This is a genomic window from Desulfosediminicola ganghwensis (genome assembly GCF_005116675.2).
Classification (GTDB): Bacteria; Desulfobacterota; Desulfobulbia; order Desulfobulbales; family Desulfocapsaceae; genus Desulfopila; species Desulfopila ganghwensis.
This window is the reverse complement of the sequence record NZ_CP050699.1, coordinates 4,431,977-4,444,968: the sequence shown is the minus strand read 5'-3', so window position 1 is coordinate 4,444,968 and position 12,992 is coordinate 4,431,977. Positions and strand designations below refer to the sequence as shown.

The 12,992-nt window shown below is 49.5% G+C and carries 10 protein-coding genes; 5 read left to right on the top strand and 5 right to left on the bottom strand.

The features are described from left to right. Positions 1-216: 216 nt before the first annotated feature. The 4 genes from xerC to FCL45_RS25465 all read left to right on the top strand — a co-directional run bounded on the left by xerC (position 217) and on the right by FCL45_RS25465 (position 3,772). The gene (gene xerC, locus FCL45_RS19040) at positions 217-1,122 is read left to right on the top strand and encodes a tyrosine recombinase XerC (RefSeq protein ID WP_136797779.1); all 906 of its coding nucleotides are present in this window, start codon (positions 217-219) and stop codon (positions 1,120-1,122) included. Between the two features lie 67 nt (positions 1,123-1,189). Next, complete coding sequence (gene hslV / locus FCL45_RS19035; protein ID WP_136797780.1) at positions 1,190-1,720, top strand: ATP-dependent protease subunit HslV; 531 nt, start codon at positions 1,190-1,192, stop codon at positions 1,718-1,720. After that, positions 1,717-3,123 (top strand): ATP-dependent protease ATPase subunit HslU, encoded by a 1,407-nt coding sequence (hslU, locus tag FCL45_RS19030; RefSeq protein WP_136797782.1) that lies wholly within the window; start codon positions 1,717-1,719, stop codon positions 3,121-3,123. Before hslV ends, hslU begins: the two co-directional genes overlap by 4 nt. A 58-nt stretch (positions 3,124-3,181) precedes the next feature. Next, entirely contained in the window at positions 3,182-3,772 is a 591-nt protein-coding gene (locus FCL45_RS25465) for a zinc ribbon-containing (seleno)protein DG (protein WP_419249770.1), read from the top strand. 103 nt (positions 3,773-3,875) lie between these two features. Here the strand turns inward: FCL45_RS25465 and dnaE are convergent, their stop codons facing one another. After that, positions 3,876-7,409 (bottom strand): DNA polymerase III subunit alpha, encoded by a 3,534-nt coding sequence (dnaE, locus tag FCL45_RS19015; protein ID WP_136797786.1) that lies wholly within the window; start codon positions 7,407-7,409, stop codon positions 3,876-3,878. A gap of 3 nt (positions 7,410-7,412) precedes the next feature. After that, entirely contained in the window at positions 7,413-8,303 is an 891-nt protein-coding gene (locus FCL45_RS24410; protein WP_217907607.1) for a pentapeptide repeat-containing protein, read from the bottom strand. A 458-nt stretch (positions 8,304-8,761) separates the two neighbouring features. Here FCL45_RS24410 and nhaA point away from each other — a divergent pair, with 458 nt between their 5' ends. Then, positions 8,762-9,958 carry a Na+/H+ antiporter NhaA gene (gene nhaA / locus FCL45_RS19005; RefSeq protein WP_136797787.1) on the top strand — a complete coding sequence of 399 codons (1,197 nt, stop codon included), beginning with the start codon at positions 8,762-8,764 and terminating at the stop codon, positions 9,956-9,958. A 283-nt stretch (positions 9,959-10,241) separates the two neighbouring features. On the opposite strand, the gene FCL45_RS19000 is transcribed toward nhaA, so the two are convergent. The 3 genes from FCL45_RS19000 to FCL45_RS18990 form a co-directional block, all read right to left on the bottom strand. Beyond that, positions 10,242-10,904 (bottom strand): nitrite/sulfite reductase domain-containing protein, encoded by a 663-nt coding sequence (locus tag FCL45_RS19000; protein WP_136797788.1) that lies wholly within the window; start codon positions 10,902-10,904, stop codon positions 10,242-10,244. 136 nt (positions 10,905-11,040) lie between these two features. Continuing rightward, positions 11,041-12,435 (bottom strand): response regulator, encoded by a 1,395-nt coding sequence (locus FCL45_RS18995; RefSeq protein ID WP_136797789.1) that lies wholly within the window; start codon positions 12,433-12,435, stop codon positions 11,041-11,043. A gap of 90 nt (positions 12,436-12,525) precedes the next feature. Continuing rightward, a complete protein-coding gene (locus tag FCL45_RS18990) occupies positions 12,526-12,981 on the bottom strand; it encodes a hypothetical protein (RefSeq protein WP_136797790.1) in 456 nt (151 codons plus the stop codon). Positions 12,982-12,992 lie beyond the last annotated feature (11 nt).

Sequence of the window (12,992 nt, the reverse complement as noted above, 5' to 3'; positions counted from 1 at the left end):
TATAGAAAGAGACCAGTTATACAGTTTTATCCGGGATTAGTTACTACAGAAATCCCCATACTGATTTCCGCTGTGAATATATCGACCCGTTCTTATCCATGCAAGGGTTGATTCTATGAATCTTACTGCGGCCTGTGTTGTTTTTACCATAAAGAGGAAAATCAGGGGCAGACTTTTACCCCTCAAACCCATCACTGTAGCTCATTAAGACACATTATGCATAAGGCTATCAGACAATTCGTTCGTTGGCTCGAAGTTGAAAAGGGATATTCTGAGCACACTATAAGCGGTTATAGCCGTGACCTCCATGAGTTTATGCGTTTTCTAGGAGAAGATCCTGAAGTCCGTCAGATAGATTCAAACCAGGTGCGTTCATTTGTGGTGAGCATGCATGGTGTCAACAGTGGTGCAACAGTTGGCAGAAAGTTATCAGCTCTCCGTTCTTTTTTCAGGTTCCTGATCCGTAATAAAGTGATCAAGGCGGATCCTCTGATCGGAGTCACCGGGCCGAAGGTCGGCCAGGCTATTCCGGTATTCCTGACAGTGGATGAAACGTTTGCCCTTCTCGAGGCACCGGGAGAGGAGGATACGTTTCGTCTGCGTGATACAGCGATGCTCGAGTTGCTCTACTCGACAGGCATGCGTGTTTCCGAGCTTGTTTCCCGAAATTTAACAGATCTTGATTTCAATGAGGAAGTGCTTAAGGTGAGGGGCAAAGGAAATAAGGAGCGAATTGTTCCTGTTGGAAGACCTGCCCTGGAAGCTTTGAATGCATGGCTTCCATTGCGTCAGCACCTGCTCTTCGCTTGTGCTGCAAGGGGAAAACAAGCAGCTACTGAGGCCCTGTTTTTGAATAACAGGGGAGGTAGGCTCACTGCTCGCAGTGTAGAACGTTTCGTCCGGGCTTATGGAGAAAGGGCCGGGATAACCCAGATAGTCACCCCTCATGCATTGCGGCATTCATTTGCCACCCACATGCTTGAGATGGGGGCGGATTTGCGTTCAGTTCAGGAGCTTTTGGGCCACGCAAGTTTGTCCACGACCCAGCGTTATACCCACCTCACCCTCGATCATCTGACGGATGTCTACGACAAAGCGCACCCGCTCTCCACTGGAGAGTGATCGAAAATATCTTATAAAAACATAATTGTAGTGAAAGGGATCAATTCTCAAACACTAAAGGTTCATAATGAAAATCAGATCAACAACAATTCTGGCGGTACGGCATAAAGGCGAAGTCGTAATCGCAGGTGACGGCCAGGTCTCTTTAGGCAACACCGTCATGAAACACGATGCCCGTAAAGTACGCCGTTTGTATAAAGACCAGGTAATAGTTGGTTTTGCCGGTGCTACTGCAGATGCCTTTACCCTTTTTGAGAAGCTCGAGCAGAAGCTGGAGCAGTATAACGGTAATCTCATGCGCGCATCTGTTGAACTTGCCAAAGACTGGCGAATGGACAAAATGCTCAGAAGGCTGGAGGCAATGATCATTGCCGTGGATAAGGACCATTCCTTGCTGCTCAGCGGCACCGGAGATGTCATCGAGCCGGATAATGGCGTTCTGGCAATTGGATCAGGCGGTCCATACGCCCAGGCGGCAGCACTTGCCCTGGTGCAGAAAAGTGATCTGGGAGCAGAAGAGATCGCCAGGACCAGTCTTGAGATCGCCGGCTCAATCTGCGTTTACACTAATCAATCAATTGTTGTTGAGAAAATATGAAACCAAACGATTCACTTACCCCTAAAGAGATACTGGCAGAGCTGGATAAATACATAATCGGCCAGGCCGATGCCAAGCGATCTGTGGCAATTGCCCTCAGAAACAGATGGCGTAGACGGCAGGTGCCTTCACCATTGCGTGAAGAGATTATGCCGAAAAATATCATTATGATAGGGCCAACCGGTGTCGGTAAGACAGAGATTGCCAGGCGCCTGGCGACTCTCGCGCAATCGCCGTTCATCAAGGTGGAGGCGTCAAAATTCACCGAGGTTGGCTATGTCGGTCGCGATGTCGAGTCGATGATACGAGACCTGGTGGAGTTGGGCATTAGTATGGTCAAGGATGAAGAGAAAAAACGAATTCAGGGTATCGCTGAGGCAAGCGCCGAAGATAAGATCCTTGATCTGCTCCTGCCCCCTAGTCCGGCATCCGCCTCTTCAACCGGGCCGGATGGCGAGGGTTCCTTCACCATGCCTGATTATCAGCTCCCTGCCACCAGTGCGCCGGCCCAGGATAACTCCACCCGCGAAAAATTCCGTCAGATGTTGCGAGATGGTAAACTCGATGAGCGGGAGGTCGAGCTGGCTTTAGAGGAGTCCAAGTCAACCCCGACAATCGAGATAATGGGAACCACCTCAGGCCTCGAGGATATGCAGAATAACCTCCAGGACGCGTTTTCCAGAATGTTTCCGCGCAAGAAAAAGAATCATAAGATGAAGATTCCCGAGGCGATGGAAGCACTTACCAAGGAAGAAGTGGAGCGAATGGTTGACATGGATAAGGTTACCAAAGAGGCTCTGCGACGAACCGAGCAGTCAGGTATTGTCTTCCTCGACGAGATCGATAAAATCGCTTCCCGCTCATCAGGGGGCCACGGTCCTGAGGTTTCCCGGGAAGGTGTGCAGCGCGATTTACTGCCGATTGTCGAGGGGGCAACTGTTTCCACCAAGTATGGCATGGTAAAGACCGACCACATTCTATTTATCGCCAGTGGTGCCTTCCATGTGGCCAAGCCTTCTGATCTTATTCCTGAGTTGCAGGGACGCTTCCCGATCAGGGTCGAGATGCAGTCTCTTGGCAGGGACGAATTCATCCGTATCCTTACCGAGCCTGAAAATGCTCTCACCAAACAGTATGTAGCTTTGATGGCGACTGAAGGGATCGAGTTGCTGTTCACTCCGGACGGTATCGAAGAGCTGGCCGATATCGCCGTTCAGGTCAATGAGAAAACCGAGGAGATCGGTGCGCGTCGACTGCATACAGTGCTTGAGCGCGTGCTCGATAAACTCTCTTTTGAGGCATCTGAATTGGGCAACGAAGTATTCACTGTCACCGGTGAGTATGTGCGCGAGCAGCTCGGAGATATTGTTCAGGATCAGGACCTGAGCCGATATATTCTGTAATATATTCATGGGAGAAGGATGTGCTTCTCCCATACGTCCTTAACCGCAACTGGTAAACATGTTTAAAAAACTGTTTGGATTGGAAAAAAAAGAGGCAAAACGGGGGAATCCTGATGCCGTCCGGCTCGGTGTTGATCTGGAGATGAGCTACTGCCCAAAGTGCAATGAGGAGTATCGCCTGGATGTAGAACGGTGTGTTCATTGCCAGGTAGAGCTCATATCAGGTGAAGAGCGGTTGGGTCTGCTTACGAGCAAAGAACAAGGGTTTACTGCCCGCTCGATGGAGATTGCGGATGGCGAGTCTATGGTAGCCATCCGTGAAGGAAAACTCAGGGATTTGAAACCGTATCAGATCCTGCTGGGCAAAGACCGTATCCCGGCACTTTTGAATGGTGACGCCGCTGGATGCGCCAAGGGCTGAGGCGGTCCGGACCTCCAGTTGGTGGTCAGAGCAACCGATGCCAGTGAAGCGGTGGCAATACTCGAAAAAGAGTATCTGCAAACCACTGGCTTAAAAGAGAGTGATCTGCAGGTGGCCGATGCTGTTTTTGATGAGAATGCGGCTTCTACCGTCTGCCCTGCCTGCAATACCAGTTTTGTTCCCAGCCAGAACAGTGAATGTCCTGAGTGTGGGTTACGGTTTGGCTGATCAGAGGCCTGAAATGATAGTGCCTTAAAGGAAAAAAGGGCTGCTCCTCAACGAGGGGCAGCCCTTTTCCTTATTTGGGCAAAATGCTGATGAGAACTTTGGGTTAATTGCCAGCTGGTTTACCGTTTCCCCACTGTTTCTTTTTGCGGGGTGTCAGCATAATTGGTTTACGGGTGAAACTGACCGCATTGAATTCGAGAATTTCTTTCATCCGGTCTGTCAGTTCCCGGCATGGCCTGATAGTGAGGTCCTGGGGGGGATCGATATCCACCTCGCCTCTGCCGGGGAAGTGCAAGGTGAGTCGCAACGGGCAGGAGCCGTGGAACTGGTAGAGGGTCTTTTTGACCTGCTCGATCTGCTTTCTGCTGATCTTGTCCGCATCAAGCTTTACCTTGACCATTTCGGTATATTTTTCCCGGGCATCAGTGAGGGTATCGATGTTTTCCGCCAGAATCTTGGGCCCGCGCTCATCCTGCTGCACAGTTCCCTGGACCACTACCGGGTCGGACGACTGCAAGAGGTGCTCGCAATGTGGGTAGGCGCTTGGGAATACCACTACCTCAACTGTTTCCAGAATATCTTCCATCGTGAGAAAGGCCATGGGGTCACCTTTCTTGGTTTTGTGATACTTGCAGGTCTTGATCAGGCCGCCAACACGAACCGGTTGTTCATCACCCCAGTTCTCAAGTCCCTGAATATCCGCATCGGTAACCGAACGAATTTCCGGCAGGGCATCGTCGAGCGGATGGCCCGTGATGTAAAAACCTACGGTTTCCTTTTCTCGGGCCAGTCTGGTGCGCTCATCCCACTCGGGGATATCCGGTGGCAGGATTTCATTTACTTCTGTCTTCTCGCCAACCTCCTGGGCTACCCCAAAAAGGGACATTTGACCACTTTGCAGATCGCGCTGTACAGCCTTTGCCTGTTCCATGGCCTTGTCGATAATGGCAAAATACTGGGATCTCTTCCACCCCAGGGAGTCCATAGCGCCTGATTTGATCAATGCTTCGATTACCCTTGAATTAACCCTTCGGGAATCAACCCTGTTGCAGAAATTCGAAAGAGAGGAAAATTTGCCGTTTGATTCGCGCTCTTCGATAATCGAGTCGAGGGCGGATTCACCAACATTTTTCACAGCGGCCAGGCCAAAACGAACCCGGTCATCGATAACCGTAAAGTCTTTGAAACTCTCGTTTACATCGGGAGGAAGTACTTCAATGTCATGTTCCTTGCACTCGCTGATATACATGACCACCTTATCGGTGTTGGTCATATCGCAACTGAGCAGAGCGGCCATGAACTGGGCAGGGTAGTGTGCCTTCAGGTAGGCAGTCTGGTAAGAGACCAGAGCATAGGCGGCTGAGTGGGACTTGTTAAAACCGTATCCAGCAAATTTGGCCATTAAATCGAAGATATATTCAGCTTTCTTCTCATCGATCTTATTGGCCAGAGCGCCCTTCATGAACTTTACTTTCTCTTCGTCCATGACTTCGGGGATCTTCTTACCCATGGCCCGCCGGAGAATATCCGCATCGCCCAGGGAGTAACTGGCCAGGATATTGGCAATCTTCATGACCTGTTCCTGATAGACGATAACACCGTATGTCTCTTCAAGAACGGGTTTAATCTGGGGCAGCGGATAGTTGGCTGTGGCACGGCCATGCTTGGTTTCCACGAAGTCGTCAACCATACCGGAGTCGAGCGGGCCGGGACGGTAGAGGGCGACCAGTGCGACCAGGTCGCTGAACTGTTCGGGCGCCATCTTCACCAGCAGTTCACGCATGCCGGAACTCTCCAGCTGGAACACGCCCTGGGCGTCGCCGTCGCAGAGAAGTTTAAAGGTTTTCGAATCGTCCAGCGGGATGGTGTCGATGTCAAGATCGATACCTATGTCCGATTTGATATGTTTGACAGCCTTATCGATTACCGTGAGGGTCTTGAGACCAAGAAAATCAAATTTAATCAGGCCGGTCATCTCGGTATGTTTCATGTCATACTGAGTGACTGTTTCTTCATTACTGCCACGGCAGGTGGGCAGGAACCTGGTCATGGGACCTGGCGAAACAACGACACCTGCGGCGTGGGTGCCTGTGTGACGTGCCAAACCTTCAAGTGTTCTGGAGACAGTGATCAGCTCGTTAACCCGTGGATCCTGATTGGCTGCCTCCTGCAGTCGCGGCTCTTCAATAAGTGCCTTTTCGAGCGTCATCTTGAGTTGGTCCGGTACCAGTTTGGCAATCTTGTCAACGTCACTAAAAGGGATGTCCAATGCCCGGCCTACGTCGCGGATTACTCCGCGCGCCTTCATTGTTCCGTACGTGACGATCTGGGCCACATATTTGGCACCACCATATTTCTTTCGCACATAGTCAATGACCTCGCCGCGTCGATCCATGCAGAAGTCGATGTCGAAGTCAGGCATCGATTTTCGTTCGATGTTGAGGAAACGCTCAAAAATAAGTCCGTGGGGCATGGGGTCAAGATTGGTGATACCCATACAGTAGGCGGCAAGGCTTCCAGCGCCTGAGCCACGTCCGGGACCTACTGGGATATCATTATCGAGTGCCCAGTTGATGAAGTCGGCGACGATGAGGAAGTAGCCGGGAAAACCCATGGTATTGATAACGCCTATCTCTATATCGAGACGTTTTCGATATTCCTGTTCCTTCTCGGGCGTGAGGCCCTCTTCTGATTCACGCATCTTGGCGAATCGTTTTTTCAGCCCATCCTCACAGGCCTGAATGAACATGGAATCCAGGGTCTCTCCCTCAGGTACAGGGAAATCGGGGAAATAGTAATTGCCGAAATCTATCTCAAGGTTACAACGCTCAGCTACCTCCTGGGTGTTGGCTATTGCCTCCGGGCAGTAGGAGAAGGCCTTGCGCATAGTATCCGGAGATTTGAAGTAAAACTCGTCGGTGGAGAAACGAAAACGCTTCGGGTCGTTGATGGTCTTACCGGTCTGGATGCAGAGCAGCACCTCATGGGCATGTGCCTCTTCGCGGTTAAGGTAGTGGCAGTCATTGGTAGCCACCAGCTTGACATCAAACTCTTTACTGAGCTGCATGAGCCCCCTGTTGACGGGGTCCTGCTCGGGAATACCGTTCTCCTGCAGTTCAAAATAGAGCCGGTCACCGAAGATATCCAGTAGCTCACGGGTTTTGGCCCGTGCTCCTGCCATGTCCTTTTTGCCGATGAGATATGGAATCTGGCCATGAAGGCAGGCGGTGAGTGCGATAACCCCTTCGTTATGCTCTCGCAGGGTTTCCATATCGATTCTTGGCTTGTAGTAAAAACCTTCATGCTGGGCCACACTGGCCATTTTCATGAGGTTCTGGTAACCGGTGATGTTCATGGCCAGCAGTACAATATGGTAGGCGATCTGGCCATCAACCGGTTTCTTGAAGGTCTTGTCTTCCGGGGCGATATATAACTCGCAACCAACTATCGGTTTGATGCCTGCCTTTTTGGCCTTAGTATAGAATTCAAGCGCGCCGAACATGGCACCGTGATCGGTGATAGCCACGCTTTCCATACCGTACTCTTTACATTTTTTCAAAAGATCAGGAAGGCGGATGGCACCGTCAAGAAGACTGTACTGGGTATGGACATGTAGATGGGTAAAACCTGCAGACATAGGTCAGTGTATTCCTGTAGTTCTGTCCAGGTGGGTGGCCTGGAATATGGTTCCGGTTACGTCTGAACCGGTGAAATCGGCCATGGTAAGATTGGCTCCGCTGAGATCGGCATTACGAAGATTGCAGTTTCTGAGCGTCGCTTTACTTAGGTTGGCTGCTGTAAGATTTGCACCGGAGAGGTCGGCGCCTGAAAGGTCAGCCCGGCGAAGATCCGATGAATGGAGATTTGTACCTGATAGAATGGCTTTTGACAATATCGCGTCTGAAAGATCTGACTCGCTCAAGTCGAGTCCCGACAGATCACATCCCGGACAATCCCGGGCAGTGGAAGCAACTAAAAATTTGAATTCCGACCTGTTTGGGTGAGAGGACGACATGGCCCCGTTGGTATCTGAATCGTATTGTATATTGGGGCTATTAAGAGGTGTGTTACGATTTGTAACATGTGTTTTCGTCATGTCTTTTGGCCTCAACCTTCCGACTTTGCTTGCGTTGAGGCGTTTTACAGTGTAATATCTGGCTCCGTTTTTGGTGAAGAGGATGTAACGCTGCTGGTCTTCTTCCAAGTAGAGAGTGTAACAGTTCGTATCGCCGAAGTACCATGTTTTGAATGTTAAACAGAGCATGTTTTCGGTGGTTATATCCCAGGTGCCGGTATCTGTAGCATTTGCATTGTTACGGGCGCTCAGCATGCCTCCATTATGAAAAGAAAGGTTTGCATTAAAATCACGAGCTTCGAAATGTAACGTCTGGTCAATGATCAATGTCTCTACAGAATTCGCATTAAGCGGCGATATGCCTGCCTTTTTCATCTGCGAGACAGTGTTAGGACCGCAGCCGGAGATAAGCATCATCGCTGCTAGCAGATATAATATTGAGGCTTTGCAAACCATATTTTCATCCGTGGCATCTGTGGATAGCACTATATATGTTTCAGGAACTCTGTCGGTAATTATTATCATATGCCTTAGCATATTGCACTTGAAAGAGAAGAACGCGGGGAGGCGGATCTTCTTTTGTCAATGGAATGGCAGGTTATATGGTCACATGCAGGTTAGCAGATGCTTTTGAGGCAGATGGAGTGAGAATCCGGTTCAGGCCGTGATTGAAGATTGAGAGTACAGGCATTGATAGAGTAAGTTTTTGAAAAAATTCAGGGACAAATTCGCCGGCTGGCATGGATAGTCAGGCTTATCGATGCTAGTATATTGGGGAGTTGATTTGCAATTCACGTAAATTTAAAACCTACCCACATAAGAGTTGATATTGGAATAAGGAATTAAGCTATTCTCAAAGTATCTTGATTTTTACCAGAGAATTAGGCTCATGAAAAAATGAATTGGAGAACCAAATGATAAACGAGAAGGATTCGTTCATATCGAAGTTTTTTAAGCTGGAGTCAGCGGGAGGTCTCACGCTGATGTTCGCAGCGGCACTGGCTGTAATTCTAGCGAACTCACCGTTGAAGATCTATTACGACATGTTGTTGGGCACCCCCGTGCAGGTGCGGATTGGTGCATTGGATATTGCCAAACCACTGCTGCTGTGGATTAACGATGGTCTGATGGCTGTCTTTTTCTTTCTGGTCGGGCTGGAGCTGAAGCGGGAGGTGCTTGAAGGCGAACTGGCCGATAAGCGTAATATCATTCTGCCGGGTATTGGCGCAATTGGCGGTATGGCCATCCCTGCCCTTGTTTACATCTTTTTTAACTCCGGCGACCCGGTGGCAATGAAAGGTTGGGCAATTCCGGCCGCCACCGATATTGCTTTTGCGCTCGGTGTGCTCTCTTTACTTGGTTCCAGAGTACCGATTGCGCTCAAGGTGTTCCTTACTTCACTGGCAATTTTTGATGACGTTGGGGCGATTCTCATTATTGCTTTGTTCTATACCTCAGAGCTCTCTATAGCGGCACTGGTTGCGGTTGCTCTTTGTCTGCCTATTCTCTACGTGCTCAATAAGCGTGGGGTGGCATCTAAGAGTCCGTATCTCATTATCGGCATCATACTCTGGACCTGTATGCTGAAATCCGGTGTTCATGCGACGCTGGCCGGTGTTTTGATGGCGATGTTCATTCCGCTTAGAGATAAGACAAACCCTGAGAGTTCTCCGCTGAAGGAACTCGAGCATGATCTGCACACAACTGTCGCATTCCTGGTTCTGCCGGTCTTTGCATTCGCTAACGCAGGTATCAGCGTCTCCGGCATGACCGCCGAGCACCTCCTGCATGGAGTTCCGGTGGGTGTTGCTCTGGGACTTTTCTTTGGTAAGCAGATTGGTGTTTTCGGATTCTGCTGGGCCGCTATTAAAATGGGCTGGGCCGATATGCCGAAAGGCATGAATTTCAAGTCACTCTACGCTACAGCGGCGCTTTGTGGTATCGGTTTTACCATGAGTCTCTTTATCGGTTCGCTGGCTTTTGAGGGGGCTGCGGATATGGCACTGGTATTTGATGAACGCCTTGGAATCATAATCGGTTCCCTTGCCTCGGGTATTTTCGGGTATTTACTCTTGAAATCCACCTTGAAAGATAACGAAGTACAGCAGTGACAGTAGTAACAAAAGCGAGCTTCAGGCCTGGAGCAAGTGGCTCGCTTTCAGATCATCTCTTCAGATGACTGCAGCTCCGTGATGAGTTGATGCTCTACGGAGCGTAGTAATATATCAGCTTTAAACGACAAAAGGCCGACACGTGATGAACGTGCCGGCCTTTTGTCGTTTGCGCGAGTTCCAGATGTGGCGGATAGCTTCGGAATTCTGGCACGTGCAGACGGTGCCAGCCTCGCAGATTCTGGCATTACCTCATAGTGAAACTGCGTATTACTCCTACAGGCTATTGGAGAACCGCCTTTTTAAGCTCTTCAACACCAATTCGGGCGACGAAGGTGCTGGCACGTTCTTTCTTTTTTGCATTCGCCTTATAGAAGTCAATGCATTTACGTGACAGTTCGATAGCTTCGTCTTCAGACAGATCTTCAGCCAGCACGTCGGCTTCACGTACTTTTCGACCGGAGTTTCCGCCGAATACCAGAGTCCAGCCTTTTTTCTTGCCAATCAGGCCGAGGTCACGGACCAGGCTCTCTGCGCAAAGAAATGGGCAGCCCGATACACCCACTTTAAATTTGGCAGGCATCTCGATACCGGAGAATATTTCCTCAAGCTTCATACCAAAGCCAAGGGAATCCTGGATACCGAATTTACACACTTCGGTTCCCGGGCAGGCCTGTACATAGTGGAGACAAAGCTCCATTGCCTTGCCTTCAATCATACCGAGATCTTCATAAATCGGCATAATCTGTTCTTCAGGCATACCAACAAGAGCCAAACGATGTCCGGAGGTGATTTTTACAATTGGGATATCGTACTTATCAACCACATCTGTGATGGCTTTGAGGTTTTCCCGGGTGATCACACCTGCAGGTATACGTGGGACGATGGCGTAGGTTTTTTTATCTCGTTGTAAGATAGCGCCTTTGGGACCGTCTGCTTTGGACATGACTGTTCTCCTTAGCTAAGAGTTCTATTAGGTTAATTAGATAGCGATACGTGTGGGTATAATTTTATGCACTATAATACCCGGTGAGATTATCTCTGCAAGAGTTCCGGAACTGAAGGAAAGTTCAAAGAATGTATTAATCGGTCTCCAGGAGCATGACTTTGCGGTGGCTGAGTTGTCGGTAGAGAGTGGTTTCGAGCTGGGCGAAGTCTATGGGTTTACTCAGGTAATCATCCATGCCTGCCTGAAGACATTTTTGCCTGTCTTCTGCACGTGCATGCGCGGTGAGAGCAACTATGGGAGTAATAGCTGCAGGGCCGTCGAGTTCCCGTATAGCTCTGGTGGTATCAAAACCATTCAGCTTCGGCATCTGGAGATCCATAAGTACCAGATCATAGCTGTTTGCAGAAATCTCGCGTAACACTGCCAGGCCATCAGAGACTGCTGTTACAGAAGTGCCCATTTTGGTGAGCAAAGCGACAGCGAGGGTCTGATTGATAGGTTCATCTTCAGCGAGCAAGACTCGTATTCCGGGTGGCAGTCGTACTGCATTGTCCGGGGGGCTGATCAGTGAAGTGGCAGAGGCGATCTCGTTATTTTTTTCCGGTACCAATTCAACGATTGAGACAAACCAGAATATTGATCCTTCACCAGGGGTGGATTCCAGATAAATCCTGCTGCCCATCAACTCTGAAAGTTTAGAAGATATTGCCAGGCCGAGTCCTGTACCACCATATTTTCTGGTCATGGATGAGTCTGCCTGGCTAAATGATTCGAATATGAGATTTTGTTTGTGGGGCTCTATGCCTATACCTGTATCTATCACGCTGAATTTTATATAGGCTTCGTTGCCAGCTTTATGGTTCAGGCAGGAAACTTCAAGGGTTACAGTGCCTCTGTCGGTAAATTTAACCCCGTTCGAGATCAGGTTGATCAGAATCTGCATAAGTCGTATGGAGTCGGTGCGGATATATCTGGGCAGATCAGGGCTTTGTTTGCACTTGAGTGAGATACCTTTTTCTTTCGCCGAAAGGGCAAACATCGCCATACAGTTGTCCAGTAAATCCTTGAGGTCGAAATCCACCGGATCCAGACGCATTTTGCCGGATTCAATTTTGGAAAAGTCGAGGATGTCGTTGATTACCTGCAGGAGACGGTTGGCTGAACGTTTAACAAGGTTCAGGGACTGCCGCTGATTTTCATCGAGCAGGGTGCCAAGCACCAGGTCTGTCATGCCGATAATTCCATTCATCGGTGTCCTGATCTCGTGACTCATGTTGGCCAGAAAATCACTTTTGGCCACGTTGGCCGCTTCAGCCTCACGTCGTGCCAGGCTCATCTCCTCTCGTAGGTTTTTTTCATTTCGCGCACGGGTGTCGAGGTCTTTTACCACGACATCAAGATTGGCAAACTGTTCAGCGACGAGGTCAGCCGTTATGTCGGCGGCTTTCCTGGCAACAAGCAGTTCCTGCAAGAGTATCTGGTTTTCCACGAGAAGTTTTTGATACTTGTCTTTGAGTTCCTTGTCCATATTCTATTTATGTGTAAAGCGATGGGGCAGTTACTCATCTCAACATGAAATATCGAGGTGAGGTCTCGGTCACTACACCCTGCCTTGAGTTTATGCCTTTATTGCTGTGGATTTGAGGAGAGTCAGGGCAAGTATCCGGCATTTTCGGGCAGCTTCTTCGCAGAGCCTTGAACTTGGAAAACCCTCCACCCCTACCAGATAGATTCCCGGCATGGCAGATTCGACTACGAGTGGAGCAGTGCGTAACAAGTATGCCAGGCCTGAGTTGTGGTCGTGATTTTCCTGGTATTCCAGGTCAAATACCGGATCTTCAACAATGACCACTCCTTCATTCACTTCTTCCGGCAGAAAGCCTTCAACAGAATCTACAAAGATGACGTGGTCTACGTCCTCAAGCAATAGCAGTAGGTTGAGCCCATGTAACCCACCATCAATACATTCCACCGCAGCAGGGAACTCCATTCCAAGCAGTATATCGTGAACACGGGGACCACCGCTATCCGGTTGGAAGAATCTGTTTCCTATACAGATTATGCGGATACGCATAGGCGAATGTC